The 26,447-nt window shown below is 62.0% G+C and carries 27 protein-coding genes; 18 read left to right on the top strand and 9 right to left on the bottom strand.

Features of this window, described 5'->3' with window-relative positions; genetic code table 11:
• The first annotated feature begins 15 nt into the window (after positions 1 to 15).
• From GGQ67_RS00420 to recX, 6 genes are all read left to right on the top strand, one after another.
• The gene (locus GGQ67_RS00420; RefSeq protein WP_183898215.1) at positions 16 to 1,191 is read left to right on the top strand and encodes an extracellular solute-binding protein; all 1,176 of its coding nucleotides are present in this window, start codon (positions 16 to 18) and stop codon (positions 1,189 to 1,191) included.
• A 69-nt stretch (positions 1,192 to 1,260) separates the two neighbouring features.
• Positions 1,261 to 2,346 carry an ABC transporter ATP-binding protein gene (locus GGQ67_RS00415; protein WP_183898214.1) on the top strand — a complete coding sequence of 362 codons (1,086 nt, stop codon included), beginning with the start codon at positions 1,261 to 1,263 and terminating at the stop codon, positions 2,344 to 2,346.
• A complete protein-coding gene (locus GGQ67_RS00410; protein WP_183898213.1) occupies positions 2,343 to 3,221 on the top strand; it encodes an ABC transporter permease in 879 nt (292 codons plus the stop codon). Before GGQ67_RS00415 ends, GGQ67_RS00410 begins: the two co-directional genes overlap by 4 nt.
• 2 nt (positions 3,222 to 3,223) lie before the next feature.
• Entirely contained in the window at positions 3,224 to 4,066 is an 843-nt protein-coding gene (locus tag GGQ67_RS00405) for an ABC transporter permease (RefSeq protein WP_183898212.1), read from the top strand.
• Between the two features lie 140 nt (positions 4,067 to 4,206).
• The gene (locus tag GGQ67_RS00400; RefSeq protein ID WP_183898211.1) at positions 4,207 to 4,422 is read left to right on the top strand and encodes a hypothetical protein; all 216 of its coding nucleotides are present in this window, start codon (positions 4,207 to 4,209) and stop codon (positions 4,420 to 4,422) included.
• Between the two features lie 95 nt (positions 4,423 to 4,517).
• On the top strand, positions 4,518 to 5,069 hold the full coding sequence (gene recX / locus GGQ67_RS00395; protein ID WP_183898210.1) for a recombination regulator RecX: 552 nt from the start codon (positions 4,518 to 4,520) through the stop codon (positions 5,067 to 5,069).
• 39 nt (positions 5,070 to 5,108) lie between these two features.
• Here recX and lpdA read toward each other — a convergent pair whose 3' ends face one another.
• The 7 genes from lpdA to GGQ67_RS00360 form a co-directional block, all read right to left on the bottom strand.
• Positions 5,109 to 6,506: a dihydrolipoyl dehydrogenase gene (gene lpdA / locus GGQ67_RS00390; protein ID WP_183898209.1), complete on the bottom strand. Its 1,398-nt coding sequence runs from the start codon at positions 6,504 to 6,506 to the stop codon at positions 5,109 to 5,111.
• 5 nt (positions 6,507 to 6,511) lie between these two features.
• A complete protein-coding gene (locus GGQ67_RS00385; RefSeq protein WP_183898208.1) occupies positions 6,512 to 7,786 on the bottom strand; it encodes a dihydrolipoamide acetyltransferase family protein in 1,275 nt (424 codons plus the stop codon).
• Positions 7,787 to 7,788: 2 nt separating this feature from the next.
• Positions 7,789 to 8,802, bottom strand: coding sequence for an alpha-ketoacid dehydrogenase subunit beta (locus GGQ67_RS00380; RefSeq protein WP_183898207.1), 1,014 nt, complete (start codon positions 8,800 to 8,802; stop codon positions 7,789 to 7,791).
• 1 nt (position 8,803) lies between these two features.
• On the bottom strand, positions 8,804 to 10,036 hold the full coding sequence (locus GGQ67_RS00375; protein WP_183898206.1) for a thiamine pyrophosphate-dependent enzyme: 1,233 nt from the start codon (positions 10,034 to 10,036) through the stop codon (positions 8,804 to 8,806).
• A gap of 62 nt (positions 10,037 to 10,098) precedes the next feature.
• Positions 10,099 to 11,226 carry an acyl-CoA dehydrogenase family protein gene (locus GGQ67_RS00370; protein ID WP_183898205.1) on the bottom strand — a complete coding sequence of 376 codons (1,128 nt, stop codon included), beginning with the start codon at positions 11,224 to 11,226 and terminating at the stop codon, positions 10,099 to 10,101.
• A 22-nt stretch (positions 11,227 to 11,248) separates the two neighbouring features.
• A complete protein-coding gene (locus GGQ67_RS00365; protein WP_183898204.1) occupies positions 11,249 to 12,436 on the bottom strand; it encodes an acetyl-CoA C-acyltransferase in 1,188 nt (395 codons plus the stop codon).
• A gap of 357 nt (positions 12,437 to 12,793) precedes the next feature.
• Positions 12,794 to 14,050 (bottom strand): D-amino acid dehydrogenase, encoded by a 1,257-nt coding sequence (locus GGQ67_RS00360; RefSeq protein WP_183898203.1) that lies wholly within the window; start codon positions 14,048 to 14,050, stop codon positions 12,794 to 12,796.
• Positions 14,051 to 14,254: 204 nt separating this feature from the next.
• Here GGQ67_RS00360 and GGQ67_RS00355 point away from each other — a divergent pair, with 204 nt between their 5' ends.
• The 5 genes from GGQ67_RS00355 to GGQ67_RS00335 all read left to right on the top strand — a co-directional run bounded on the left by GGQ67_RS00355 (position 14,255) and on the right by GGQ67_RS00335 (position 19,259).
• Complete coding sequence (locus GGQ67_RS00355; RefSeq protein ID WP_183898202.1) at positions 14,255 to 14,713, top strand: Lrp/AsnC family transcriptional regulator; 459 nt, start codon at positions 14,255 to 14,257, stop codon at positions 14,711 to 14,713.
• A 188-nt stretch (positions 14,714 to 14,901) separates the two neighbouring features.
• Positions 14,902 to 15,702, top strand: a complete 801-nt coding sequence (locus GGQ67_RS00350; RefSeq protein WP_183898201.1) for a glycosyltransferase family 25 protein — start codon at positions 14,902 to 14,904, stop codon at positions 15,700 to 15,702.
• An 81-nt stretch (positions 15,703 to 15,783) separates the two neighbouring features.
• The gene (locus GGQ67_RS00345; protein WP_183898200.1) at positions 15,784 to 17,700 is read left to right on the top strand and encodes a polysaccharide biosynthesis protein; all 1,917 of its coding nucleotides are present in this window, start codon (positions 15,784 to 15,786) and stop codon (positions 17,698 to 17,700) included.
• 43 nt (positions 17,701 to 17,743) lie between these two features.
• Complete coding sequence (locus tag GGQ67_RS00340; protein ID WP_183898199.1) at positions 17,744 to 18,679, top strand: NAD-dependent epimerase/dehydratase family protein; 936 nt, start codon at positions 17,744 to 17,746, stop codon at positions 18,677 to 18,679.
• Position 18,680: 1 nt separating this feature from the next.
• Positions 18,681 to 19,259 (top strand): sugar transferase, encoded by a 579-nt coding sequence (locus GGQ67_RS00335; protein WP_183898198.1) that lies wholly within the window; start codon positions 18,681 to 18,683, stop codon positions 19,257 to 19,259.
• A 21-nt stretch (positions 19,260 to 19,280) separates the two neighbouring features.
• Here the strand turns inward: GGQ67_RS00335 and GGQ67_RS00330 are convergent, their stop codons facing one another.
• Positions 19,281 to 20,534 carry an O-antigen ligase family protein gene (locus tag GGQ67_RS00330; RefSeq protein ID WP_343056435.1) on the bottom strand — a complete coding sequence of 418 codons (1,254 nt, stop codon included), beginning with the start codon at positions 20,532 to 20,534 and terminating at the stop codon, positions 19,281 to 19,283.
• 61 nt (positions 20,535 to 20,595) lie between these two features.
• On the opposite strand from GGQ67_RS00330, the gene GGQ67_RS00325 reads away from it, so the two are divergent.
• The 4 genes from GGQ67_RS00325 to GGQ67_RS00310 all read left to right on the top strand — a co-directional run bounded on the left by GGQ67_RS00325 (position 20,596) and on the right by GGQ67_RS00310 (position 23,540).
• A complete protein-coding gene (locus tag GGQ67_RS00325) occupies positions 20,596 to 21,282 on the top strand; it encodes a hypothetical protein (protein ID WP_183898196.1) in 687 nt (228 codons plus the stop codon).
• A 166-nt stretch (positions 21,283 to 21,448) separates the two neighbouring features.
• Complete coding sequence (locus GGQ67_RS00320; protein ID WP_183898195.1) at positions 21,449 to 21,877, top strand: helix-turn-helix domain-containing protein; 429 nt, start codon at positions 21,449 to 21,451, stop codon at positions 21,875 to 21,877.
• Between the two features lie 126 nt (positions 21,878 to 22,003).
• Positions 22,004 to 23,158 carry a YcaO-like family protein gene (locus GGQ67_RS00315; RefSeq protein ID WP_183898838.1) on the top strand — a complete coding sequence of 385 codons (1,155 nt, stop codon included), beginning with the start codon at positions 22,004 to 22,006 and terminating at the stop codon, positions 23,156 to 23,158.
• 187 nt (positions 23,159 to 23,345) lie between these two features.
• Positions 23,346 to 23,540, top strand: a complete 195-nt coding sequence (locus GGQ67_RS00310; protein ID WP_246400052.1) for a hypothetical protein — start codon at positions 23,346 to 23,348, stop codon at positions 23,538 to 23,540.
• 21 nt (positions 23,541 to 23,561) lie between these two features.
• Here the strand turns inward: GGQ67_RS00310 and GGQ67_RS00305 are convergent, their stop codons facing one another.
• Entirely contained in the window at positions 23,562 to 24,032 is a 471-nt protein-coding gene (locus tag GGQ67_RS00305) for a GNAT family N-acetyltransferase (protein ID WP_183898193.1), read from the bottom strand.
• A gap of 304 nt (positions 24,033 to 24,336) precedes the next feature.
• Here GGQ67_RS00305 and GGQ67_RS00300 point away from each other — a divergent pair, with 304 nt between their 5' ends.
• The 3 genes from GGQ67_RS00300 to GGQ67_RS00290 are packed head-to-tail and all read left to right on the top strand — an operon-like array spanning position 24,337 to position 26,444.
• Positions 24,337 to 25,035 (top strand): glycosyltransferase, encoded by a 699-nt coding sequence (locus GGQ67_RS00300; protein ID WP_183898192.1) that lies wholly within the window; start codon positions 24,337 to 24,339, stop codon positions 25,033 to 25,035.
• 3 nt (positions 25,036 to 25,038) lie between these two features.
• On the top strand, positions 25,039 to 25,584 hold the full coding sequence (locus tag GGQ67_RS00295) for an acyltransferase (protein WP_343056434.1): 546 nt from the start codon (positions 25,039 to 25,041) through the stop codon (positions 25,582 to 25,584).
• Positions 25,581 to 26,444, top strand: coding sequence for a 3-deoxy-manno-octulosonate cytidylyltransferase (locus GGQ67_RS00290; protein WP_246400051.1), 864 nt, complete (start codon positions 25,581 to 25,583; stop codon positions 26,442 to 26,444). The genes GGQ67_RS00295 and GGQ67_RS00290 overlap by 4 nt, the downstream gene beginning before the upstream one ends.
• Positions 26,445 to 26,447 lie beyond the last annotated feature (3 nt).

Here is a 26,447-nt window from a genome sequence, read left to right as displayed (position 1 = left end):
AGGAGGAGAGACAGCATGAAATTTACCCGCAGAACATTCGTCGGAACCGCGGCAAGCGCTGCCGTTGCCGCCATGCTTCCCGTCAAGGTCTGGGCGCAGGCCAAGAAGCCCGCGAGCCCGGTGACCATCACAATCGCCGACGTCGCCGGCAATCTGGCGCTGACGCAGGGCATGTTCGAAGCCTACGCATCCGAAAAGTCCGACTGGGTTTCGAAGTTCGCATTCACCAAAGCGCCGGCCCCCGAGCTTCCCGGCAAGATCAAGGCGCAGCAGGCGGCCGGCAAGGTCGATATCGACCTGGTGCTGACGGGAACCGATGCGCTTTCGGCTGGTCTCGACCAGGGCCTCTGGCTCGACCTGTCCGCGCATAAGGCGGCCCTTCCCGACTTCGAGAAGATTTTGCAGCCGCAGGCATTCAAGATGCAGGCCCTCGCCAAGGATCAGGGCGTCGTCATCACCTATTATCCCTCGGGCCCGCTGATCGAATACATGCCCGACAAGGTCGCCAACCCGCCGAAATCGGCGCCCGAGCTGCTGGAATGGGCAAAGGCGAACAAGAACCGCTTCATCTACGCCCGTCCGGCGAATTCCGGTCCCGGCCGCACCTTCCTGATGGGGCTGCCCTATCTGCTCAAGGACAGCGATCCCCGCGATCCCGTCAATGGTTGGGCGAAGACCTGGGAGTATCTGGCGGCGCTTGGCGAACACATCGAATACTATCCGACCGGCACCGGCCAGGTGATGAAGGAGCTCGGTGAGGGGACGCGCGACATCGTGGTGTCCACCACGGGGTGGGATATCAACCCGCGCGCGCTCGGCATCGTTCCGGCCGAAGCGAAGGTGCAGAAGCTGGAAGGCTTCCATTGGGTGACGGATGCGCACTACGCCGTTATCCCCAAGGGCGTCTCTGACGAGAAGATCGCGGTGCTGATCGACGTCTTGAACTACATCCTGCAGCCGAAGCAGCAGGCGATCGCCTATGACGCCGGCTATTTCTATCCCGGCCCCGCCGTCAAGGACGTGACGATCGACATGGCGCCGCAAGAAAGCCAGGACACGATCAAGGAGTTCGGCCGGCCGGAATATGCCGACTGGATTGCCAACAATCCGCTGGAAGTGCCGCTCGAGCCGAAGCAGCTCGTCGAAGCCTTCCGGATATGGGACGAAAAGATCGGCTCCAAGAAGGGGTGATCCAGCTTGTCGCCGGCGCTGGCTGCGATAGCCGGTGCCGGCCAATTCCATCCTGACACGGAGAGTGGTTTGAACTCGGTAGCGAATACGGTGGCCTCTTCGCGCGGCACCGCGCGTCTTGAACTCGATGGGCTCAGCCGTTCCTTCGGCGCCTACAACGCGCTCGATGGTATCGACCTTGCGATCGAGCCCGGTGAATTCGTGGCGCTGCTCGGCCCGTCGGGCTGCGGCAAGTCCACGGCGCTCAACTGCATCGCCGGCCTCTTGGCGCTATCCGGCGGGGAGATCCGTCTGGGCGGAAAACGCATCGACCAGCTTGAGCCCGAGCGTCGCGGGTTCGGGATGGTGTTTCAGAGCTACGCGCTTTTCCCGCATATGAGTGTGCGCAAGAATGTCGGCTTCGGGCTGACCATGCAGGGCATCAAGGGGCCGGAAGCCGACAAGAGGATCAACGACGCTCTGGCGCTGGTGCGGCTGGAAAGCCAGGCGGAGAAGCTGCCCGGGCAGCTCTCCGGCGGCCAGCAGCAGCGCGTGGCGATCGCGCGCGCCATCGTCATCCGCCCGCCGATCGTGCTCATGGACGAGCCGCTTTCCAATCTCGACGCCAAGCTGCGTCTGGAGATGCGCGCCGAAATACGCGGTATCCATGATCAGATCGGCTCGACGACGATCTACGTCACGCATGACCAGGACGAGGCGCTGTCGCTCGCCGACCGCATCGTGGTGATGAGCCAGGGGCATATCGAGCAGATCGGCTCTCCTCAGGATCTCTATCAGCGCCCCGTCAATGTCGGCGTTGCCGACTTCATGGGGTTTCGAACCCGCGTTTCCGGCAAGGTCGTCTCGGTTTCAGGCGAGGAGGCCGAGATCGATGTCGCGGGCGCGCGCATCACCGGCACGATGCGCACGCCGCTCAAGACCGGCGATGCCGCCATCCTGTCCGTCCGACCCGAGGATCTGGTCGCCGCCGACGAGGGCATCGCCGCCACCGTTTCAAGCATGGAATACCGCGGCCGCGCCTTCTTCGGGCTGGCACGTTCCGCCGATGGGTCCGACCTCTATTTTAGGGCCGACGACGCCTTGCCGCGCGGAACGGCGACGCGGCTGAAGCCGGTCGCGGGCAGGGCGCTCCTGTTCGGGGATAGCGCACGATGAGCGCGCCATCGCTTCGAACGCGGCTGGCCGCCCGTGGCTTCGACGGCACCACCATGCTGATCATCCCCGGCCTCGGCTTCATGATCGCGCTGTTCGTCTATCCGTTTCTCTACGGCGTCGTGGATTCGCTGACCCCGAAGGACGGCGCGTGGTACGCCAACTACGCCAAGTTCTTCAGCGATCCCTTTCAATACAACACGATCGGCGCGACGCTCTGGCTGGCGCTGCCGGTCACGATCATCAATCTCGCCTTCGCCGTGCCGGTGGCCTTTCGCGTCCGCCTGATGCGCCGGCAACGCCTGCTGACGACCATCCTCGTGCTGCCCATTACGCTCGGCACGGTCTTCGTCGCTGAGGGGTTGCTGACATTTCTCGGGCCGCGTGGCTGGTTTAACCAAACGCTGTTGATCATCGGCATCATCGACAATCCGATCAAGCTGACCAACAACTACTGGGGCGTCTTCGCATCGCTGCTTATCACCGGCTTTCCCTTCGCCTTCCTGCTGACGCTGTCTTACATCACCGGCATTGATCCGGCGATCGAACAGGCAGCCGCCACGCTTGGAGCGGGCCCCCGGCAGCGTTTCCTGCGCGTGTTCCTGCCGCTGCTGGTGCCGGGGCTTGCGGTGACCTTCTGCCTGGCTTTCGTCCAGGCATTTGCGGTGTTCCCATCGGCCGTGCTGCTCGGCGCGCCGGCGGGCCCGACTCGCGTCATCTCGATTGCCGCCTATCAGGCCGCGTTCGAGCAATATGATCATTCGCTGGGCTCGGCGATCGCGCTCATCATGGGCGGCGTCGAATTGGCGGTGGTGCTGGCCGTCCTCGGCGCACGCTCATTCTTCTACCGCGGCCCCGCCGGCGGCACGAAAGGCTGACCATGATCCGCGACCAAGGCCTGACCTCGAAGATCTGGCGTTTCGCCATATGGGCGCTGGCCACGCTCTTCGTCCTCAATCTCCTGGCGGTCATCGCCGCCGTCGTCGTCAATTCCTTCGGGACACGATGGCTCGGCACCTGGCTGCCGGCCGGCTGGACAACCAAGTGGTACTTCAGTGCCTGGAAGGAATTCCAGCTCTCCAGCGTCGTCCTCGTCACCTTCGAGATCGTCTTCACCGTCGTCATCATCTCCGGCATTCTCGGCGTGATGACCGCCTACGCCCTGGCGCGCCGCGACTTCGCCGGCAAGCGCGTGGTCATTCTGCTCTTCCTTCTGCCGCTGCTCATTCCACCGCTTACCTACGGCATCCCGCTGGCGACGGTGCTCTACCAGCTTGGGCTTGGCGGAACCTTCTGGGGCGTCGTTCTCATCAACGTCGTGCCGTCGCTTCCCTTCGTGGTGCTGGTGATGATCCCCTTCATCGAGCAGATCGACCCGCGCATAGAGGCCGCCGCCCGTGTCTTCGGCGCAGGCACCGCCAGCCTGTTCCTGCGCATCTTGCTGCCGCTGCTCTTGCCGGGAATGCTGGCAGCGCTGCTTTTGGTGCTGGTTCGCACGATCGCGATGTTCGAGCTTACCTTCCTCATTGCCGGACCGACCACGCAGACCCTTGTCGTGTCGCTCTATTATGCCGTGTTTGCTTCCGGCGTGCGGGCCGGACAGTCGATCGATGCCATGGCGGTCGTCTATATGGTGACGACGCTGTTCTGGCTGGTGATCGCGCTGCAGTTCGTCAATCCGACGCAGATCGTTGCGAGGGCAAAGCAGCAGCCCGCGCACTGAGCGGAGTGTGTCCGGCGCGCGCCACGGTTCCGATATTTCTGTTAACAGAAAACTTATTGGGTAGGGCGGCTGTTCTTGACTATCGGCGGGTGGCTGCCAAGTATTGTGGGCGTGACGGTCATTTCTTGAGGAACTTGATCATGGCGCAGTACAAAGAGACCAACCGCTTTCACTGTGAGAGCAGTTCGGGCGCGCATTACGTTGTTATCGAGCAGATCCTGACGTCGCGTTTGGCGCTGGATGTCGGCGAAAGCCCGCGTACCGATTACGTGACAGATACCGGCGAGATCGCCGAGCGGCTTGATGACGATACCTTCCTTCTGCTTCTGTCGGCGGAAGTCCTGCACGTCGCCTGAGGCGGCCGTGAGCAGCTCGCGGCTGGAAATCTCCGCCGGATGGCTTTAACTGGGCAGACCTGCTCCGGGCGATTCCGTGAGCGATCCGGAACGTCATGGCCGACGAAGACACGCAATCCGATATGCCCACCACCCGCATGCAAAGCTGGGCGCGCAACTCGACCATCTACCGCCTCGGCCGGCAGATGATGACCGAAAAGCAATTGGCCGACGCGATCTCGCGCAAGGCGCGGCAGAAATTCGAGGACATATCCGAAGCTCAGATCAAGGCGCTCGCCGATCTCGCGGTCAAGTTCGGTTATGAGCAGGGCGGGTTGAACGATACCGTCTATGCCGAGATCAGCGTACGCTCCGGCGTGCGCAGCGGCCGGTCGAAGCGGATCATGGCGCAGAAGCTCGCGATCAAAGGCATCGACCGCGAGACAGCCGTCATGGCGCTCGAGGAGAGTGACGATCTCGTCGCCGCGATCAACTTCGCCCGTAAACGCGCCTTCGGCCCTTTCCGGCGCGAGGAAGCCGACGACAAGCGCTACAACAAGGAAATGTCCGCCTTCGCCCGCAACGGCTTCGGCTTCGAATTGGGACGTTCTGTTCTCGGCATGAGCCGCGATGAAGCCGAGACGGTGCTTGACGAGCGACGGTCGTAGGCGCAGGCGACAGCACTCGAATTTCGGCCGTGCCATCCCTCACATGTGCAAGGCATGCCCAAGCGCCTTCAGCGCGGCTTCCTGAACCGCTTCGCTGCGGGTCGGATGGGCGTGGATCGTTCCGGCGATATCCTCGAGGCGAACGCACATCTCGATCGCCAGCGCGAATGCCGCCGACAATTCGGAAACGCCACGACCGACCGCGTGCAGGCCGAGCACGAGATTGGTGTCGGCGCGCGCCACAACACGCACGAAGCCATCCTCGGATTGCATGGTCATGGCGCGTCCATTGGCCGAGAACGGGAACTGTCCGACCCTGATCTCATAGCCCTGCGCGCGCGCTTCCTCGGGCGACAGTCCGGCGCTGACGATTTCCGGATCGGTGAAGCAGACGGCGGGAATGCAGCGCTTATCCCAGCTGCGCGGCCGGCCGGCGATGATCTCCGCCACCATCTCGCCCTGCGCCATAGCGCGGTGCGCGAGCATCGGTTCGCCGGTGATGTCGCCGATGGCATAGACGCCGCGCATCGACGTGCGACACCGGTCGTCGATGCGCAGATACGGCCCGGCGCGATCGAGATCGAGTTCTTCCAATCCCGCGCCTGTTGTTCTCGGCCGACGCCCGACGGTCACCAAAACGCAGTCAGCCGGCAGTTTCATCTCGCGGCCATCCGCCTGCTCGACGATCAAGCTTTCCTCGGCATCGGACAGCGCTTTTGCCTTGGCCATCAGATGGAGCTCGATGCCGCGCTCCTTCAGCGCCTTTGCAACAGAGCGGACAAGGTCAGCATCGTATTGCGGCAGCATCCGGCCGGTGGCCTCGACGATGGTGACCGACGAGCCCAGCTTGGCGAAGGCCGTGCCGAGTTCGAGGCCGATATAGCCGGCGCCGACGACCACCAGTCTCTCCGGCACGCTTTGCAGCGCCAGCGCTTCGGTGGACGAGATCACCCTTCCACCAAATGGAAGGCCAGGCAGTTCCACCGGCTCGGAGCCCGTCGCGATCACGATGCTCTCCGCGCGGATGAGCTGTGCGCCGGTTTCCGTCTCGACCTCCACGGTCTTCCCGTCGCGGAACCGCGCCCGACCATGGACCTGCTTCACCCGCGCCTTCTGCAGCAAGGCGGCAACGCCACCAGTGAGACGCCCGACGATGCCGTCTTTCCAGGCGATGGTCCTGGCGAGATCGATCGTCACGCCTTCGGCTCGAATGCCAAGCGGGTCTCGACCGCTCGCCATCCGGCGTGCGGCGTCGAATTCGTCGGCGGCATGGATGATCGCCTTGGAGGGAATGCAGCCGATATTGAGGCAGGTGCCGCCTGGCTTTTCCATTTCGACGATCACGGTGTCGATGCCCAGCTGACCGGCGCGGATCGCGCAGACGTAACCGCCGGGTCCGGCGCCGATGACCAGCAATTTGCAGATGATCTCTTTCATCGCCTTCAACCTTCAATGAAAATCAGCGCCGGTGTTTCAAGCAGCACGCGGATGCGCTGGATGAAGGTCGCCGCATCCCAGCCATCGATGATGCGATGGTCGAAGCTGGAGGAGAGGCTCATCATCTTGCGCGGCACGAATTGCGTCCCATCCCAGGCGGGGCGGGTGGCAATCTTGTTGACGCCGATGATCGCGACCTCCGGGTGGTTGATGACAGGCGTCGTGACGATCCCGCCAAGCGCGCCGAGCGAGCTGATGGTGATGGTGGAGCCTGTCAGTTCGTCCCGCGTCGCGGTTCCGTTGCGCGCCGCCTCCGCCAAGCGCGCCATCTCGCCGGCGCAGTCCCAGATCGTGCGTGCCTCGGCGTGGCGCACGACCGGCACGACGAGGCCGGCGGGCGTTTGCGCGGCGATGCCGACGTGAACGGCGCCGTATCGGGTGAGGATGCCGGCATCGTCGTTGAAGGTGGCGTTGAGATCCGGCTGGTCGGCGACGGCCTTGACGATGGCCCGCATCAGGAAGGGAAGGATCGTCAGCTTCGGATGCTCCGGCTTGCGATCCCGGTTCATCGTCGCCCGAAGCTCCTCCAGCGCGGTCATGTCGATTTCCTCGACATAGGTGATGTGCGGGATGCGCGAGGTGGAGAGCGACATCTTCTCGGCGATCCGCCGCCGCATGCCGGTCAGTTTGACGTCCTCGGTCGTCGTATTCCTCGCGAATTGGGCTGGTACCGCAAGCGAAGACGCACCGCGCGCGAGATATTGCTCAACGTCCTTGCGCAAAATGCGTCCATCCGGACGGTTCGGTGATATCTGCCTGAGGTCGACCCCGCTTTCGCGGGCGAAGAGACGGACGGACGGCGATGCCAGCGGCTTGTCATGCGGTACGATGGTTGCTGGCTGGGAAAGCGGTTGCTTGTTGGCCTGCGTCGGCTGCGGCCGGGCAGGCGCTTCGCCTTCACTGGCAGCGGCGGACGGGGTCCCGGTCACCGATGGCGCTGCCGGCTGAGCGGGCGTCGGAGCGTCATCTCCACCTCTGTCGGCTGTCTCTATCCTCACCAGCGGCGCCTTCACGGCCACGGTGTCTCCCACTTCGGCGCCGAGCCAGGTTACCGTGCCGCTGACCGGCGACGGGATTTCGACCGTTGCCTTGTCGGTCATCACGGCCGCGATCACCATGTCCTCGCGAACCGGATCACCGGCCTTCACGTGCCATTCGACCAGTTCTGCTTCGGCAACACCTTCCCCGACATCGGGCATCTTGATCGTGAACTCGCCCATCCTCACGCCTCCATCACTTCGCGAAGCGCCCGTCCGACGCGCGCGGGACCGGGGAAATAATCCCACTCCTGCGCATGCGGATAAGGCGTGTCCCAGCCCGCGACGCGCACGATCGGTGCCTCCAGATGGTAGAAGCAATGCTCCTGGATCAGCGACACGATCTCGGCCCCGAAGCCCGAGGTCAGCGTTGCCTCATGGACCACGACGCAGCGGCCGGTCTTCGACACGGATTGCACGATCGTGTCGAGGTCGAGCGGCAGCAGGCTGCGCAGATCGATCACCTCGGCGTCGACGCCAGTATCCTCGACCGCCGCGAGCGCCACATGCACCATCGTGCCATAGGCGATGACCGTTACGCCTGTTCCGGCGCGGCGGATCTCCGCCTTGCCGATCGGGATCGCATAGTGGTCTTCGGGCACCTCGCCGAGTTCGTGTTTCGACCATGGCGTGACAGGGCGCTCGTGATGACCGTCGAACGGGCCGTTGTAGAGCCGCTTCGGTTCGAGAAACATCACCGGATCAGGGTCCTCGATCGCGGCGATGAGCAGCCCCTTGGCGTCATAGGGGTTGGAGGGGACGACCACCTTCAGGCCGCAGACATGGGTGAACAGCGCTTCCGGGCTCTGGCTGTGCGTCTGCCCACCGAAGATCCCGCCGCCCGTCGGCATCCTGAGCACGATCGGGCATGTGAAATCGCCATTCGAGCGGTAGCGAATGCGCGCGGCCTCCTGGGTGATCTGGTCGTAGGCCGGATACATGTAATCGGCGAACTGGATCTCGACGCAGGGTTTCAGCCCATAGGCCGCCATGCCGATCGCCGTGCCGACGATGCCGGATTCGCTGATCGGGGTGTCGAAGCAGCGCGTCTTGCCGTATTTCGCCTGAAGCCCCTGGGTGCAGCGGAACACGCCGCCGAAATAGCCGACATCCTCGCCGAACACGACGACGTCATCGTCCCGGGCCATCGAGATATCCATGGCGCTGCGCACCGCCTCGATCATGGTCATGCGCGCCATATCAATACCCCGCTTTCTGCCGCTGCCGGCGGATATGCGGCGGCATCTCGGCGTAGACGCCCTCGAAAATGTCCCGCACCGAAGGCTTGCCGCCGGCATGCAGCGTACCGTGTTCCTCGGCGCGTTTTTGCGCGTCAATCACCTCGTCGAGGATCTCGGCCTCTGCCTGCACGTGACGCTCCTCGGACCACACACCCTTGAGGATCAGATGTTTCTTCAGCCGAAGCACGGGATCTCCAAGCGGCCAGGCGTCAGACTCGGTCTTCGGCCGGTAGGCGCTGGGATCGTCGGAGGTCGAGTGGGCGCCGACACGGTAGGTGACATATTCGATCAGCGTTGGCCCCAGATTGCGTCGCGCCCGCTCCGCCGCCCAGCGCGCCACCGCGTAGACGGCGAGATAGTCGTTGCCATCGACGCGCAGCGCCGGGATGCCGAAGCCGAGCCCGCGAGCGGCGAACGTGCCGGAACCGCCGCGCGCGATCCCTTGAAAGGTGGAGATTGCCCACTGATTGTTGACGATGTTCAAGATCACCGGCGCCCTGTAGGTCGAGGCGAAGACGAGGGCCGAGTGAAAATCGGACTCGGCGGTCGAACCGTCGCCGATCCAGGCGGCCGCGATGCGTGTATCGTTCTTGATCGCCGACGCCATCGCCCAGCCGACGGCCTGGACATATTGGGTGGCGAGGTTGCCTGATATGGTGAAGAAGCCATGCTCCTTGGAGGAATACATGATCGGCAGCTGCCGCCCGCGCAGCGGATCGTTCTCGTTGGAGAAGATCTGGTTCATCATCTCGACCATCGGATAGTCGTCGGCGATCAGGAGGCCGGCCTGCCGATAGGTCGGGAAATTCATGTCCCCCTTGTTCAGCGCCTTGCGCACGGCGCAACTGACAGCCTCTTCGCCAAGATGCTGCATGTAAAAGGACGTCTTGCCCTGGCGTTGCGCCATCAGCATGCGCGCGTCGAAGGCGCGCAGCTTCATCATGTTGCGCAGCCCGGTCAGAAGCGCTTCGTCCGAGAGCAATCCCGCCCAGGGGCCGACAGCTTCGCCCTGCTGGTTGAGCACGCGGATGATCGAGTAAGCGAGGTCGCGGATGTCTTCGGAGGCGACATCGACCTCCGGGCGTGGCACGGCGCCGGCCTTGGCGATCTTGACGTTGGAGAAATCGGGTAGACCGCCAGGGCGAACGGCGGGTTCGGGGACGTACAGGCTCAGTCGTTGACTGTCTGGCATTTCCTATCTTCCTCCTCCGCTCGCATCGATCCTCTCCTCAGGATCGACACGGCGTCGTCTCCCTATAGATTGCGGGCGATCACCATGCGCTGCACGTCACTCGTTCCCTCGTAGATTTGGCAAATGCGGACATCCCGGTAGATGCGCTCGACGGGGTAATCGCTCATATAGCCGTAGCCGCCGTGGATCTGGATCGCATCGGAACAGACGCGCTCGGCCATTTCAGATGCGAAGAGCTTGGCCATCGACGCCTCGGAGAGACAAGGCAGTCCCGCCTCGCGCAGGCCTGCTGCATGAAACACCAGCTGCCGCGCCGCCTCTATCTGTGTCGCCATGTCGGCGAGACGAAAGGCGACGGCCTGATGCTCGATGATCGGTTTGCCGAAAGCGGTCCGTTCGCGGGCGTAGTCGCGTGCCGCCTCATAAGCCGCGCGCGCCATGCCGACGGCCTGTGCCCCTATCCCGATCCGACCGCCTTCGAGATTGGCGAGCGCGATCCTGTAGCCATCGCCTTCCTCGCCGAGGCGAAGGTCCGCGCCAATGCGCATGTCGTTGAAGGCGATCTGGCAGGTGTCGGAGGCGTGCAGGCCCAATTTGTGCTCGACGCGAATGACCTCGTATCCCGGCGTGTCCGTCGGCACGATGAAGGCGGTGATGCCCTTTTTGCCGGCCGCCGCATCCGTCACCGCGAATACGATGATGACCTGCCCGTTCTTACCCGAGGTGATGAACTGCTTGGCGCCGTCAAGCACGTAGTGATCGCCGTCACGGCGCGCGCGGGTGCGTAGATTGGAGGCGTCGGAGCCTGCCTGCGGCTCCGTGAGCGCAAAGCCGCCAATCCATTCGCCTGCGGCAAGCCTGGGAAGAAAGCGCTGTTTCTGCTCTTCGTTTCCGAATTTGAGGATGGGAACGCAACCAACGGAACTATGGACGCTCATGATCGCCGAGCAGGGGCCATCGCCGGCGGCGATCTCTTCGAGTGCCGCGGCGTAGGCGACCGTCCCCGTATCGGAGCCGCCATACGTTTCCGGCACCAGCATGCCGAGAAGGCCGAGTTCGCCCATCTGCTTCAGTTCGTCACGCGGAAAGCTGTGGGTTCGATCCCGCTCGGCGGCGCCCGGCGCCAGTCGTTCGCGTGCGAAATCGCGCGCAAGGTCCCGGATTTGGCTCTGCGTGTCGGACAAGATCATCAGCGCGCCTCCCTGCCTGCGCTCACGGACGCTCGATGGCGATGGCTGTCGCCTCGCCGCCACCGATACAGAGCGCCGCCATCCCGCGCTTCAGCCCGTATCGCTCCAGCGCCGCCAGCAGCGTGACGATGACACGGGCGCCGGAGGCGCCGATCGGATGCCCGAGCGCGCATGCGCCGCCGTGGACGTTGACCTTGTCGTGGGGGATGTCGAGATCACGCATCGCGGCCATCGGCACGACGGCGAAGGCTTCGTTGATTTCGAAGAGATCGACGCTCGACAGCGGCCATCCCGTGCGCTCGGAGAGCTTTCTCAAGGCACCGATCGGCGCAGTGGCGAATTCGCTGGGTGCCTGCGAGTGTGTAGCGTGCCCGACGATCGTCGCACGCGCTTCCACATCGTTTTGGTCGGCCCGTGACCGGCGCATCAACACGAGTGCGGCTGCTCCGTCGGAAATCGAACTCGCATTGGCGGCCGTCACCGTGCCGCCCTCGCGGAAGGCCGGTTTCAGGCGGGGGATCTTGTCGATGCTGGCCTTGCCGGGCTGCTCGTCCTCGCGGATCGTCGCTTCGGTTTTGCCTGATATGACCGATACCGGCACGATCTCGCGATCGAAATAACCGACCTCTATCGCCTTCTGTGCCCGGGTGAGGGAGGCGATGGCATAGGCGTCCTGCGCCTCGCGCGTGAATTGATAGGCCTCGGCACAGTCTTCCGCGAATGTCCCCATCAACCGCCCCTTGTCATAGGCATCCTCGAGCCCATCGAGGAACATATGATCGACCACGCGCCCATGGCCGAGCCGATAGCCGCCACGGGCACGATCAAGTAGATAGGGCGCGTTCGTCATGCTTTCCATGCCGCCCGCGACCACCACCGAGGCGCTGCCGGCGGCCAGCAGATCATGGCCGATCATGGCGGCCTTCATGCCGGAACCGCACATCTTGTTGACGGTGCTTGCGGCGGTGGAGAAGGGAAGGCCGGCGCCAATCGCGGCCTGCCGTGCCGGCGCCTGCCCCTGGCCGGCGGCGAGCACGCAGCCCATGATGACCTCGTCGATGCTCTCGGCCGGTACGTTGGCTTGCGAAAGCGCCGCCGCGATCGCCGACGCCCCGAGCTGTGGGGCGGTCGCCGCGCTGAACACGCCCTGAAATCCGCCGATCGGCGTGCGGGCAGCGCCTGTGATCACAATCGGATCCTGCATCGTCATTGCGACCTCCTCCTCGAAGCCGGCATCGGGCTACACCGCAGGCCACAACGCAATTGCCCCTCCGAAAACGGAAAGAGCATGATGTCGTCGATCGGCACGGTTCTCCTCCCATGCGGCATCTCGCCGATTGCACCGCGCCGCAACCTCCCACGGCACTTCAGGCAATCAAGATGAAGCAAAGTCTATGCGCGCTCGGCGTTGAAAGCGATGGCAAATTGTTGCGATGTTCTTGGGCGCCGGGCAACGATGTTGCCGGACATGCGCCCGCCTTGGACCGATCGTTGCCACGCGGCTCCATCGCTGGCGCTGGACCGTGACGGTGTTTCGAATCCAGCGCCTTTGGGGTGGTTGCGTCGGCTATCGGCCGTATCGGGAGAGCGACAGATCGCTGACGTCGATATCCGCCTTCCGGCCGCCGACGACATCCGTCAGCACCCGCGCCGAGCCTGTGCTCATCGTCCAGCCGAGCGTCCCGTGGCCGGTGTTGAGGAAAAGATTGCGGATATTGGTCGCGCCGATAACAGGCGTGCCATCCGGCGTCATCGGCCGCAGTCCCGACCAGTAGTTGGCAGCCTTCAGATCGCCGCCGGGGAAAAGATCGCTGACGGAATGCTCGAGCGTTTTCCGGCGCGCCGGGCCGAGATCGTTGGTGTAGCCGGAAATTTCCGCCATGCCGCCGACGCGGATACGGTCGCCGAGACGCGTGATGGCGATCTTGTAGGTCTCGTCCATGACCGTGGACTCTGGTGCGCGCGACGCGTCCGTGATCGGAATGGTCAGCGAATAGCCTTTCACCGGATAGACGGGAAGCTTGATCCCGAACGGCTTCAGGAGCAGTGGAGAATAGCTGCCGAGTGCCACCACGACGGCATCGGATAGAAGAACGGTGCCGGTATCGGTCACGACACCCTTGGCTTGTCCTGCCTCGACCACGAGCCCCTTGATCTGGCGCCCATAATCAAACGCAACGCCCATCGATGCGCACTTGGCGGCCAGCGCGTTGGTGAACTTGAAGCAATCGCCCGTTTCGTCCTTGGGTGTCAGCAGGCCGCCGACGATCTTGTCGCTGACATGGCGCAACGCCGGCTCCATGCGAATGCAGCCCTCGCGGTCCAGCACGTCATACGGAATGCCGTCGGCGGCCAGCGCCTTGACATCCTTGGCCGATGCGTCGAGCTGCGCCTGCGTGCGGAACAGCTGCAGCGTGCCCTGCATGCGTTCGTCATAGGCGATACTGGTCTCGGCGCGCAGCTCGGCGAGCGATACGCGGCTGTAATCGGCAAGCCGTAGCATGCGTGATTTGTTGATCGCATAGCGCTCGGATGTGCAGTTTAAGAGCATCCTGACCATCCATGACAGCATGGCGTAGTCGACCTTCGGCCGGAGAACCAGGGGCGCATGTTCCATGAACAGCCACTTCAACGCCTTCCGCGGGATACCCGGCGCGGCCCAGGGAGAGCAATATCCGAACGATACCTCGCCGGCATTGGCGAAACTCGTTTCGAGCGCCGGGCCGGACTGGCGATCGATGACGGTGACCTGATGCCCGGCTTTCGCCAGATAATAGGCGCTGGTAACGCCGATGACGCCGGCGCCGAGAATGGTCACTTTCATGATTGCCCCTGCTATGAATTATCGTGCCATGTCGACAGGCGTTGGAAGCACCCGCGATCGCCCTTTGCGCGCCCGCCTCCCCGTGGAAGCGTCTTCGCGAAGATACCGAAAGAATCGAACAATTTCCCACCGATCATCGCGCAAGCATTGCGGTTGATGTGAATATGAGACAATAATGACGCGTCAAGAGAAGGAATATTGCGCATGCTTCTGGACGCGATCGATCGCAACATCGTCCGGCATCTCAGGTTGAATGCGCGGATCGCCAATACCGCCCTTGCCACCGAAGTCGGTCTTTCGCCATCGGCCTGCCTTCGCCGCATCGCGCGGCTTGAAAAATCAGGCCACATCAGGGGCTACACCGCGTTGATCGGTAGGGCGGATGACGACGATGCGCTGGCGGTGATCGTCAACATCACGCTCGATCGGCAAACGGAAGAGCACCTGAACCGGTTCGAAGCCGCGATCCGCAAGTACCCTGAAATTCAGGAGTGCTTTCTGATGACCGGCGGTTCGGATTACATCCTCAAGGTCGAAGTCGAAAGCGCCCGCGATTTCGAACGAATACATAAGGATATCCTGTCGACCTTGCCCGGCGTGGCGCGGATACACTCAAGCTTTTCGATCCGCGATGTGCTGAAGAGTGGGGTAAGGCGCACGTAATTGTCGTCGGCATCGCGTTTCGACCCACGCGGATTCGCGGTAAAACGCCGTGCGCGCCTGGGTAGATCCTTGCATGGCCACCGCATACATATTAATGCCTGTCGTCGTTGGCTGCGTTCGACATTTGTCCGGCGGCGGAAACCTTTAGCAATCTTTGGCGGTTCGACGGAATGCCTGAGGAGACGATTGTGCGTGAACCCCAGCAAGCCGGGAGCGGTGCCGATGCCTTTGCCGCTCAGCGTTTGACGGCGGAAAAGATCGTCTCCTACGTGATCAACCTCGACCGGTCCATCGAGCGTTGGCAGCATATTCAAAGCCAGGCAGAGGGCTTTGGCCTGGACGTGCGCCGCATTTCCGGCGTTGAAATCGACCCGGCGAGCCGCGAGCCCTGGCCGCATTATGACCATGCGGCATTCGTGCGCGGCAGCAGTCGTCCGATGTTGCCCCAGGAGTATGGTTGCTATCTCGCCCACGTCAAAGCGCTGAATGCCTTTCTGGCAAGCGAGGCGGAATGCGCGGTCATCATGGAAGACGATGTCAGTCTGAGCGCGGATCTTGTGTCTCGCGCCTACAGCGCCCATGAGGCTGCGCCATTCGCCGAGGTCATCAAGCTGTTGAACCACCGCACTGTACTCTTTCGCGCGGCCGCGACATCCGCCGACGGTGATGAGATCGGCAAATGTCTGTTCGGTCCGCAGGGATCGGCGGCATGCTACCTCGTTACCCGCGACGGCGCGCGCAAGCTTGTCGATGCGCTCAAGATCATCACCTGTCCGTTCGACGTGGCGCTTGAGCGCGGCTGGGCCACGGGCGTGCGGGTCTACACCGTGAAAGACAATCTGATCGCTTTGTCGGTGCGCTCGAAAGAAAGTCAGATCGCTGATCGCGCACGCTATCGATCGATCAAGCTGCGTGGGCTTCGCAAAATTCCGACGCATGTCTGGCGCACGGTGGAACTCTTTCGTCGGGTGCGGTACGCAGTTTCATGAGCCACGTTTCTCAATCTCTTTCCTGCCATGGCATTGCATGTCGGCTGCTATCGCTAAATCCGTCACGATCGAGCCTGCCTTATGTTTGAAAGCTACGTTCAGCAAGTTCTTGCCTTGCCGCGACCGGCCAAGCGGGTCATCGCGTTGCTGTTCGACGCCTGCCTGTGCATCATCACCGTGTGGCTCGCCTTCTGCTTTCGCTTCAACGACTGGTACCTGCTGACGGGTGCTCAATTCTGGACGATTCCGGTATCGCTGGTCATCGCCCTGCCGCTGTTCATCACCTTCGGGCTTTATCGCGCGATCTTCCGCTTCATGGGCTGGGCAGCCTTTTCGACGGTCATCAAGTGCGTGCTGATCTACGGCGCGGTCTACATGGTGATCTTCACCGTCATCAGCGTTCCGAGCATACCGCGAACGGTCGGCATATTGCAGCCGATGCTGTTGCTGCTCGCCGTTGGCCTGTCGCGATTCGTGGCGCGCTACTTCCTCTACGATGCCTATAGCGAAATTCTGAGCGAGGCCGCGCCGATCCGCACCCTGGTCTATGGCGCGGGGTCACAAGGCCGGCAACTGGTCAGCGCCCTTGGGCACTCGGCCGAGTTCAAGGTCGTCGGCTTCCTCGATGACGATCGTGGCCTGAAGGGCATGTCGCTCAACGGCGTCAAGATCTACAGCCCTCTTAACATAGAGAGGGTTTGCGCCGATCTCGAGGTCAAGACCGTTCTGCTCGCTCTGCCGCAGATCGATCGCGGCCGGCGCAACGAGATTATCGAACGGTTGCGCTCCGCAAGGGTCGCCGTGCGCACGGTTCCCGATATCAGCGCGATCGCAACCGGCCAGGCACAGCTGACCGACCTTCAGGATCTCGACGTCGAGGACCTGTTGGGCCGCACCGCTGTCTTGCCGAACAAGGGGTTGCTGGAGCAGAACGTGCGCGACAGGATCGTGTTGGTCACGGGCGCTGCCGGCTCCATCGGAAGCCAGCTGTGCCGCGAGATCGCCAAGCTGAGCCCGAAGGCGCTCCTGCTGCTCGATCAGAACGAATTCGGCATCTACGCGCTGCAGGGCGAGCTCGCTGGCGAAGACGCGGAGCCGCCGTTTCCGATCGTGCCGCTGCTGGCGGATGTCTGCGACGAACATCGCATCGGCACGATCCTGCAGACCTGGAAACCCGCGACCGTCTATCACGCCGCCGCCTACAAGCATGTGCCGCTGGTCGAGCAGAACCCGGCCGAAGGCGTCAAGACGAATGTGTTCGGGACGCTGACGGTATCCAGGGCTGCCCTTGCGGCGGGTGTCGAGCGCATGATCCTCGTCAGCACCGACAAGGCCGTTCGCCCGACCAATGTCATGGGCGCCACGAAGCGACTGGCCGAGATGATCCTGCAGGCGCTCGCCGAGGAGCGCAGGAACACGACCTTTTCCATGGTCCGCTTCGGCAACGTTCTGGGGTCGTCGGGGTCCGTCGTGCCGCTCTTTCGCCAGCAGATCGGCCGGGGCGGTCCGATCACGCTGACACACGAGGAGATAACGCGCTTCTTCATGACGGTGCCGGAAGCAGCACAGCTGGTTATCCAGGCGGGCGCGATGGCGACCGGCGGCGATGTGTACCTGCTCGACATGGGCGAGCCGGTGAAGATCATCGACCTCGCGCGCCGCATGGTCGAGCTATCGGGTCTCACGGTGCAGGACGAGCAGAACCCGGGCGGCGACATCAGCATCGTGACAACCGGTCTGCGGCCGGGAGAAAAGCTCTACGAAGAGCTCCTGATCAACGACAATCCTGAAGTGACCGACCACCCGAAGATCCGCCGCGCCCGCGAACAATTCCTTGGCTGGCCGCAACTGTCGGCCAAGCTCGACGAACTCGCGGAGCTTGCACGCGATGGCGACGCAAGGCGCCTGAAGGCGGCGTTGAGCGATCTTGTGCCGGGATACAGCCCGATGGAAGGTGTCGTGGATCTTGTCGCTCTCCGGCAGGAAGTATCGCAATGACCATGTCCGCTTCGCGAAACGGCGCTTTCTCATGGAGTCCACCATGTTGCTTGTAACCGGCGCGTCTGGCTTCGTCGGGCGGGGGCTCATACGAACGCTGCGCCAGCGTGGCATGCCGTTTCGGGCGGCGAGCAGGCAGGGTGGAGACGACCTCTTCGCGGTCGGCGAGATAGACGGTCGCACGGATTGGTCGGCCGCGCTCGCCGGCATCGACACCATCGTTCATCTGGCGGCGGTCAACCAGAATGTCGTCGAGGGCTCGCCGGCTGTTCTGGCGCAATACCGGTCGGTGAACGTCGAGGGAACGATCAATCTGGCACGTCAGGCCGCGATGGCCGGCGTCAGGCGGCTGGTGTTCATCAGTTCCATCAAGGTGAACGGCGAGGCGACGGCGAGGGGCAAGCCCTTCACCGCCGCGGACGTACCCGCCCCGGAAACCGACTACGGCCGGACGAAGCTGGAAGCCGAGCAGGGGCTGCGGGCGCTGGCCGACAGCACCAAAATGGAGATTGCCATCATCAGGTCTCCGCTGGTCTACGGCCCCGGGATGCGCGGAAGCTTCCAGGCCCTGGTGCGACTCGCTCAGCGCGGCCTGCCCTTGCCCTTCGCCTCGATCGATAATCGCCGATCGATGGTTTATCTCGAAAACCTGACCGATCTCATCGTCACCGCCGCAAGGCATCCGGCCGCCGCCGGCGGGACGTTCATGGCTGCCGACCGGACGAGCCCGTCGACGCCGGCACTGGTACGCCTGATTGCCTCAGCGGTCGGATCATCGACACTGCTGCTGCCGTTTCCGCCCGCGCTTCTGGAACTTGGAGGTCGCGTCACCGGAAAGCGGGAGCTGGTCAATCGTCTGACGCGGTCACTCGAGGTGGACATCTCCGACACCAGCCGGCGCCTTGGCTGGACGCCTCCATTCGACATGAGCGACGGTCTGTCGCGCACGCTCGGCACGACACAACCCGCGAAGGACTGACATGACATCGACACCGACCCAGGGGATGAAGAGGGCCTTTGATTTTTGCGCCGCCTTGGGCGGGCTGGTCGTCCTGTCGCCCGTGCTGCTCGTGCTCACCATCATGGTTCGGCGCTCTTCGCCCGGCGGCGCATTCTTTCGGCAGCTGCGAGTGGGGCGAAACGAAGTGCCGTTCACCTGCCTGAAGTTCCGGACGATGGCGGCGGGCACGCCGAATGTCGGCTCGCATGACGCCGCGGAAGCCTGGATCACGCCGATCGGCAAGACGCTGCGCGCCTACAAGCTCGACGAGCTTCCGCAGCTGGTCAATGTGCTGAAAGGCGAGATGAGCCTGGTCGGACCACGCCCGTGCCTGCCGACACAGCCCGATGTGATCGCCGCCCGCAGGGCCAAGGGTGTGTTTGTCGTTCGCCCCGGGATAACCGGCCTGGCGCAGATCGCGGGCATCGACATGTCGACGCCTGAAAAGCTTGCGACCGCCGATGCCGAATACGTCAAGACGGCCAGCCTCTGGAACGACATCGCGATGATCCTTGGCTCCGTCATGGGCAAGGGAAAAGGCGACGCCGCGCTGAAGTAGCCCCGTTGTTTGTTCGCGGCTTTATGCCGCCGCCGGCCAGGGCGATGCTTCCCTTGCTGTCGACCGCAAACGGAGATTACACCAGCAAGCGAATGCCGATGTCACGAGAGCAAGGCTCTCGCCGATCGCCAGCCTGTTGTTGGAATTGCTGAGCAGCGTCAGCGCGAAGAAGAAGATGCAAACCAGATAGGTGTGCATCGCGGCGCGGGGAATGAGGCCCCGACGATAGGCCTTGACGACGGATACGACGAAGCTCGCCAGGATAAGGGCCATGACGAAGGCGCCGAAGAGGCCGAATCGGACCAGTATTTCCAGATAGCCATTGTGAAGCAGCGTATAGGCCACGGTGGCGTAGCGGGTCTGCTGCCAGCGCTCCAGCCATTGGTTGCCCCAGCCGAAGACCGGCGCCGATGAAAACAGCTCCCAGCCGTTGGACCATAGCTGCAGCCGTTCATCCATCGCGGTCGGTGTCTCTCCCGACTGAATGGCCTGCGTGATCGCGTCGGCCCGGTTCGAACTGCCCCAGATGCCGCCGATCATCGAAGCCGTTGCTCTTACAGTCGGACCGGCTGTCTGGTCTAGGTTCTGACGCACGGCATATATGCCGCCGACGAGCAGGATCGCGGCGCAGGCGATCATCAATCCGCTGCGGGCGCGTATCCTGATGTAGTGCATGCCGAGCACGGCGATGACGGGCAGCGTGAACGTCATCGCCAGCCAAACGCCCTTGGACTTCGCGCCATAGATGGCGATGAGACAGAGAACGAGGATAATCGGCGCGATCACCTGCGCGAGGCGTGCAAAACGGGGATCGGCGTTCGGTGTGGTCACGTAATGCAGGAGCCAGAACGTCGTCGTCACGAAGATCAGGCCGCAGGCGACCGCGCCATGGATCTGGTTGTTCATGATCAGCGGGCTGACCGCGACGCCGGTGGTGATTGTGCCGATGGTTCGGGATACGGTGACGGCGAGCATGATCAGGGCCACGACGAAAAAGGCGGCAATGATCTTTTCCATCTGGTTTTCGTAAAGCGCGAACGCTATGCCCAAAATCGGGAAGAACAACGGGAACGCAAAGAGCCAGTCGGATGCTCCGAGGTCGTGATTTTCCGTCGTTATGTAGATGTAGGCGAAGCGCGCCAGAACATAGGCCGCCCACCCCATGCAGAGCCAGCCGAGCCAGTTTGTGCGTGGGCGCGAAGGCTCCTTCACATAATAGACGAGCGCGATGATGGCCAATATGCCCGAGGCGTAGCGGTATGTGTCGCTTTCCACGAGAAGCGCCGACGCCGCCAGCAGCCAAAGAAAACAGCCGAACATTCGAAGAACAGGGCTCATGGTTGCGCTGGACGCGCGGAACGAATTATCCAACACTTTTACTTCTGCTCGCGCGCGTTTCCATGCGTCTTTATCGACGGCCGCTCTCTTCGTCGACATGACCCGTCCCGCGTCTTCTCGGAGCACGGTACGGTTGTTTGATGAAATCCATATTTACGAAAATAGTAAGGCCGACAAGCCGTCATCGGCGTCGTCCAGATCAAAAGTCGGGCCGTGGACGCAAAAAAAGCGTGGGCGTGACATGATCGTCGCGCCCTGCGAAAGACACCACCGGATGACCTTGCCGCGTCGGCTAATGGGTGGCGCGGTTCTGCTTGGAAAGCGTAAGGATATAGTCGTCCGCGATATCGGCGATCGCCATCGCGATCTCGGCCGGGGAGAAATCCATTTGCTTTTCCCCGAAGATCAACTGATGAACCGCTTCCTCGATCTGCTGACGGCAAGCCAGCAATCGGTCGGCGTGACTAATTTCAATGGCAGGTATCTGCATGGCATCTGTCCCCAATGTGCTGCGCCTGAAACGAAGTTCCGTGTCCAGATTGCTCCGGCGCTGACGGTCGCCGACGCGACCATGGCCACACGCATGCCCCGATCTTCGCATGCCAGTATAGAGAGTAAGTCCAACGATTTGCGTGAAATCGCTGTGACACCATTTAAAGTGGTTCTTTTGAATTCCCTAACCTAAGACGGTAAAAGAGCCTCGGCGCTGCTATGGGGCGACCGCGGCCTCTTTTCTGCAACGTTCGAGATGGAGCGAAAAGAATTTTCGTCGCTTCTTTACTTTTAGTTGCATTTTCCTGCGACGGCTTCATTATACACCTGTATTCCTAATATTGCAGGCGAGGGACGCCATGAAGGCGAAATCGACGAACGCGATCGACGGCTATGTCGGGGAGCGAGTAAGGCTGCGCCGCAAGATGCTCGGCATGAGCCAGGCCAGCCTCGCGGAGGCCCTTGGCATAACTTTTCAGCAGATTCAGAAATATGAAAAAGGCATCAACCGCATCGGCGCCAGCCGGCTTTTGCGGATGGCCGAGATATTCGGCGTAGCTGTCGGCTATTTCTTCGAGGACGGCCTCGTAACGGCGGGCGACGACAACATGCGCCCGGAAACGGACGCTGTCGCTGCCTTCATGGCGTCGAAGGAAGGCCTGGCGCTCGGTAAAGCCTTCATTGCGATAGAAGACCCGAATGTGCGCCAGAAGCTGCTGGCGTTGACGCGCAGCCTCGGCTCCTCCGGTATCGTCATTGCCGACCGTGACGGCGCCGACCAGACATAAGGTGATTTGGACGAGAGCAATGACGCGTTTTGATCGATCGCCGGCAGAGCCTTCGCGTCTCGCGCGACCAATGGGTGAACGGTTCTGACGGATTTCCCTCAGCATCAAAGCTATTCGGATCGGATCATTCCCGCATCCGAAACGCTCACGCGCGTGACCCCGTTGCTCGGGCGTTTCGGCATTACCCGCGTCGCCCGCCATACCGGCCTTGACCACGTCGGAATACCCGTCTGGTGCGCCTATGCGCCAAATGCGCGGTCCGCCGTGATCGCCCAGGGAAAAGGGCTGTCGGACGAGGATGCGAAGGTTTCGGCGGTCATGGAAGCGCTGGAAAGAGCTGTTGCCAGCCGCCCGGCCGTATCCTCCTTTCGGACCACGGCGAGAGACCTTCAGGAGCAAGGGCATCGGTTCACGACCCTGAAAGAGCTGATCGGTCTGCGCAAGGCCGATATCGGCTTGGACGATACGGTGGAGTGGGCGACAGCCCGGGAGCTGATATCCGATACGCCCATTCATCTTCCGCTTGAGGCCGCTGTTCTCGACCGGCGGCATGAGGGTCGGTTCTGGGCGTCATCGGACGGACTTGCTTCGGGAAACAGCCTTGATGAAGCGATCCTCCATGGCATGCTGGAGCGCATCGAACGTGATGCCTTCGTTCTGTGGCAGATCGGCAGCGACAGCCATCGGCACGCGACATGTGTCGACCCGACCGCGTTCGGCGATGAGGTCCTGAACGGACTGGTTCAAAGGATCAGTGCCTCTGGCCTTGTGCTGAAGCTGTTCGACATCGGCAGTGACATCGCCGTTCCGTGCTTCACCGCCCTGTTGGGACCAAGGACGGTTCTATCGGGTGCAGAGGTACGTTTTACCGAAGTCACGGGCGGAAGCGGGGCGCATCCGTCGCCGGTAAGGGCGATCATCCGGGCCGTGACGGAAGCCGCGCAATCGCGATTGACCTTTGTCAGCGGCGCGCGGGACGACATCTCGCCCAAAATGTTCCAGGCGACGCTGCCCGACCAGCTGCGCCAGAACTTGCTCGCCTTGCCGGTCAAAGCGCCGGCAATCGTCGCTCGCACCGAGCGATCACTCCAGCAATGTCTGGCTTTCACGCTGGATGCGCTACGCAGGGCGGGCATCACTACGGTCGCGGCGTTACCGCTTGGAGATCCCGATCTTCCGTTCAGCGTCGTGAAGGTCTTCATACCGCAGCTGGAAAACCCCGAAGGCAAGAGGGCGCGTCGGTTCGGTAGCCGGGCTCTATCGAAAGCGTTCGTTTCGTGACGGTCCTGCTTTCGCAGGCTCGAAAACGTCATGCGTTTCAGCACCTTAAAGTTGTTTCACGCTTTATTCACGGGCGCCAACCGCCGGGCTGTCTTATGTTGCAGGCAGTTGGCGGAGAAGACATATGAGTGCTATGCCCAAAAGCGACAGGGACGATCGACGCGGTAATGCAAGATCGGATGAAGAGATGAAGGAACTCGCGGCTCTCGCGCGTCTGATCAGCTATGCGCGGTGCGCGGCGGAGGATGTGGAGCTGGTCGGCGCGATGCATTGGCTTGAGCTTGCGGTGCAGGCGGTGAATCGCGAGATACTGGAATCGCCGAATGTCGAGATGATCACGCCATATCTCGGTACCACGACCGACCGTCGCAACACCCACTGACCAACGGATAGATTCGAGCGTCTAGGCGACCTGCGAAGCCGCCTTTTCCTCGATGATCTTTGCATAGACGCAAAGGTTTTTCGACTGATCGTAGCCATTGGCGCGATAATAATCCGCAACGCCGCCGGCTTGGCGGGACACCAGCCATATCTGCTTGTAGCGCAAGCGGATCGCTTCGCGCTCGATGTGAAAGAGGAGCGTGGTCCCTATTCCCATTCTCTGATGCGATGGCAGCACGGCGATCTCGGCGACATACAAGCCCGTGCCGATGGCCGAGGTATAGGGCGACGCGAACACGAAGCCGACGATCCGGTCTCCGTCGAAGGCGGCCAAGGATATGCTATCGGCCGAAGAGCACAGTTCGGTCAGCCGTCGTCTGGCGTTGTCGATGTCCCAGCGCTCCTCCCAGGGAGGAGCGGCGTATGCCTTGACGATAATGTCCGCGCTGGCCAGCGCCTCTGCCTGATCAATTCGCCTTACGCTGAACGTCATACGAACCTGCTACCGACCGGTGCCCTGTTTGTTTCAACCGACGCAATAAAACATACCTATGCCTGCAGATGTTGTGACTTCGATGTGACACACCTTATGGATGAATTCGAGGCGTAATACGTACATCCCCGAATGCAAGTGGGTCGAACGCAAGCCTATGATCGCTTCGAACGGATCGTGGCGGGAAGCATCGCCCATCGACCGCCTATCGCGCGTCGAGACCTCGTGCGGATGTTGACTTTCACATTCAGCATTCCAGATGACTTATCTTGAACTGTTGCGCGCTGACGTTTGGAGGAAATGAATGGCGGAACTAGCAGTTTTTATCGGATGGGATTCCCGCGAAGATATTGCCTACCAAGTTGCGAAGGCCACCTTGCTCGACAAGGCCTCCATCGACGTCGAGGTGCACTCAATCAAATTGCAAGAACTGGTCGATCGGGGTGTTTATACCCGTGAAGTCGATCCTCTTGCTTCCACGGAATTCACCTATTCCCGTTTCTTTACGCCGTGGCTTGCCGATTATAAGGGGTGGGCGCTGTTTTGTGACTGCGATTTCCTGTTCTTCGGCGATGTCGCGGAACTGCTGCGCTACAAGGACGACAGCAAGGCCGTGTCCTGCGTCCATCACGACTACACGCCCAAGGAGGGGGTGAAGATGGATGGCAAGGTGCAGACCAATTATCCCCGCAAGAATTGGTCCTCGTTCATGCTGTTCAATTGCGAACATCCCTCCACCCGCCAGCTGACGCCCGAGCTCGTCAATTCTCAGACCGGCGCCTATCTTCACCGCCTGCAGTGGGCCAAGGACAGCGAAATCGGTGAAATTCCGGAAGAATGGAACTGGCTCGAGGGCTGGAGCACCAAGCCGTCCCAGGGCTTTCCGAAGGGTGTTCACTACACCAACGGCGGTCCATGGTTCCACAACTGGCAGGACGTCGAATACGCGGACGTCTGGCTTGAGAAGGCGCGGGCGCTCGACCCGCAGTTCGCGCCCGTGTGACCCGTGAACCTCGGCTTTCTGGTCCGCCTCCGCGCCGCTTTGTCGGGCGGAGCGCTGCGGATCGGCAAGAGCCCGAACATGCGGTATCTGCCAAGGCTTCGTTATCGGGACGGTACGATAGAAATCGGCGACCGGCTTTTCACCCGATGCGGCGTCGTCCTTGATGCGCAGAGCGGTATGATCGAGATCGGCAACGATGTTTCGGTAAACGATTACTCAATCCTGTTGGGACATGGCGGTGTCAGGATTGGCGATAATACCCGGATCGCGGCACACGTCGTCATCGTCTCCTTCGAGCACAGCTATGAAGACCCCACGATTCTCATCAGGGATCAGCCGATCAAAAAGGGCAGGGTGGTGATCGGCAAGGACGTCTGGATCGGTGCGGGCGCAAAGGTGCTTGCCGGCAGCAACATCGCCGATGGCTGCGTCATCGGTGCGAATAGCGTGATCAAGGGGGCGACGGAACCGTTTGGCGTCTATGTCGGCTCGCCAGCGCGGCTCGTCAAAAGGCGCGCCTTGCCCGACATGACAGGGAGAGATCAATGATCGGCAGAGATGAGGGCGTCGACTTCGAGACCAGAAACTCCGCCGCCGCCGAGGAGTGGAAATCCCTGCTGGCGGGATATAGCGATGTTGTTCTGGTTGCGAACAGCGATGAAGTGGACATCGAGGAGCTGAAAGCGCGCTTTCCAGAGACCACGCTTTTCATCTTCTTCAACAAGGTCTTCAAGGTTCTAAGGGAGCCGTTCACCCGCCATTCTATCCTGCTGTCGAGAAGCGGAACGCTGGGCGCCAACCTCGTCAAGAGCGGCAAGGTCGACAAGGTACTGCCCTATTTCGACATGCGCACCTTCCACGGCGTCGTCAACATGAAGGCGGGGCCGAACGAACAGCTCAGCCCGGCATCGGACTTCGGCGACGTTCATGTCAGGCACCTCGATCTGACGGAGGTGTTCACGCCGTTCTACCCGCGTGCCAGCGTGCCGACGACTGGATTTGCGCTATGCTTCTGGCTGACGACGCTTGATCTTGGCGTCAGGATCACACTGGCTGGCTTCTCGTCGAAGCGGAGCGAGCGCTACAAGGTGTTCGATGTTCACGACTGGACATTCGAACAGGTGTTTTTGCGTCTGATGTTCCGCAAAGGGAAGATCGATATCATCGGGCGCGAGGCGTCCAACGCCTATGCTGACCTTTCCGCGCACTTTCCCGAATACACGCCCGCGGATATCGCGCTCACCGCCAACGAGATCATCGGCGAACGCCTCTCCAACCTGAGCTCGATCGTCGATCGCCTGATGGACGTGACCCGTTTTCTCCGCTTCCTGGATCGGACCTGGAAGAGCATAAAGCCAAAGTCTCGCAAGCAGCGGCGATGGGACGCGATGGAGAAAAAGGGAGGCTGATCG

It is taken from the genome of Rhizobium metallidurans (assembly GCF_014196505.1).
In the GTDB taxonomy this organism is placed as follows: domain Bacteria; phylum Pseudomonadota; class Alphaproteobacteria; order Rhizobiales; family Rhizobiaceae; genus Rhizobium; species Rhizobium metallidurans.
Note: the sequence above shows the minus strand (reverse complement) of the source record. Positions and strands in the feature narration are given on the sequence as shown.

Coding starts and splice junctions, on each gene's coding strand:
- GGQ67_RS00420 (WP_183898215.1), top strand. CDS start 16: ATGAAATTTACCCGCAGAACATTCGTCGGAACCGCGGCAAGCGCTGCC.
- GGQ67_RS00410 (WP_183898213.1), top strand. CDS start 2,343: ATGAGCGCGCCATCGCTTCGAACGCGGCTGGCCGCCCGTGGCTTCGAC.
- GGQ67_RS00405 (WP_183898212.1), top strand. CDS start 3,224: ATGATCCGCGACCAAGGCCTGACCTCGAAGATCTGGCGTTTCGCCATA.
- GGQ67_RS00400 (WP_183898211.1), top strand. CDS start 4,207: ATGGCGCAGTACAAAGAGACCAACCGCTTTCACTGTGAGAGCAGTTCG.
- recX (WP_183898210.1), top strand. CDS start 4,518: ATGGCCGACGAAGACACGCAATCCGATATGCCCACCACCCGCATGCAA.
- lpdA (WP_183898209.1), bottom strand. CDS start 6,506: ATGAAAGAGATCATCTGCAAATTGCTGGTCATCGGCGCCGGACCCGGC.
- GGQ67_RS00385 (WP_183898208.1), bottom strand. CDS start 7,786: ATGGGCGAGTTCACGATCAAGATGCCCGATGTCGGGGAAGGTGTTGCC.
- GGQ67_RS00380 (WP_183898207.1), bottom strand. CDS start 8,802: ATGGCGCGCATGACCATGATCGAGGCGGTGCGCAGCGCCATGGATATC.
- GGQ67_RS00375 (WP_183898206.1), bottom strand. CDS start 10,036: ATGCCAGACAGTCAACGACTGAGCCTGTACGTCCCCGAACCCGCCGTT.
- GGQ67_RS00370 (WP_183898205.1), bottom strand. CDS start 11,226: ATGATCTTGTCCGACACGCAGAGCCAAATCCGGGACCTTGCGCGCGAT.
- GGQ67_RS00365 (WP_183898204.1), bottom strand. CDS start 12,436: ATGACGATGCAGGATCCGATTGTGATCACAGGCGCTGCCCGCACGCCG.
- GGQ67_RS00360 (WP_183898203.1), bottom strand. CDS start 14,050: ATGAAAGTGACCATTCTCGGCGCCGGCGTCATCGGCGTTACCAGCGCC.
- GGQ67_RS00355 (WP_183898202.1), top strand. CDS start 14,255: ATGCTTCTGGACGCGATCGATCGCAACATCGTCCGGCATCTCAGGTTG.
- GGQ67_RS00345 (WP_183898200.1), top strand. CDS start 15,784: ATGTTTGAAAGCTACGTTCAGCAAGTTCTTGCCTTGCCGCGACCGGCC.
- GGQ67_RS00340 (WP_183898199.1), top strand. CDS start 17,744: ATGTTGCTTGTAACCGGCGCGTCTGGCTTCGTCGGGCGGGGGCTCATA.
- GGQ67_RS00335 (WP_183898198.1), top strand. CDS start 18,681: ATGACATCGACACCGACCCAGGGGATGAAGAGGGCCTTTGATTTTTGC.
- GGQ67_RS00325 (WP_183898196.1), top strand. CDS start 20,596: ATGGTTGCGCTGGACGCGCGGAACGAATTATCCAACACTTTTACTTCT.
- GGQ67_RS00320 (WP_183898195.1), top strand. CDS start 21,449: ATGAAGGCGAAATCGACGAACGCGATCGACGGCTATGTCGGGGAGCGA.
- GGQ67_RS00310 (WP_246400052.1), top strand. CDS start 23,346: ATGAAGGAACTCGCGGCTCTCGCGCGTCTGATCAGCTATGCGCGGTGC.
- GGQ67_RS00305 (WP_183898193.1), bottom strand. CDS start 24,032: ATGACGTTCAGCGTAAGGCGAATTGATCAGGCAGAGGCGCTGGCCAGC.
- GGQ67_RS00300 (WP_183898192.1), top strand. CDS start 24,337: ATGGCGGAACTAGCAGTTTTTATCGGATGGGATTCCCGCGAAGATATT.
- GGQ67_RS00290 (WP_246400051.1), top strand. CDS start 25,581: ATGATCGGCAGAGATGAGGGCGTCGACTTCGAGACCAGAAACTCCGCC.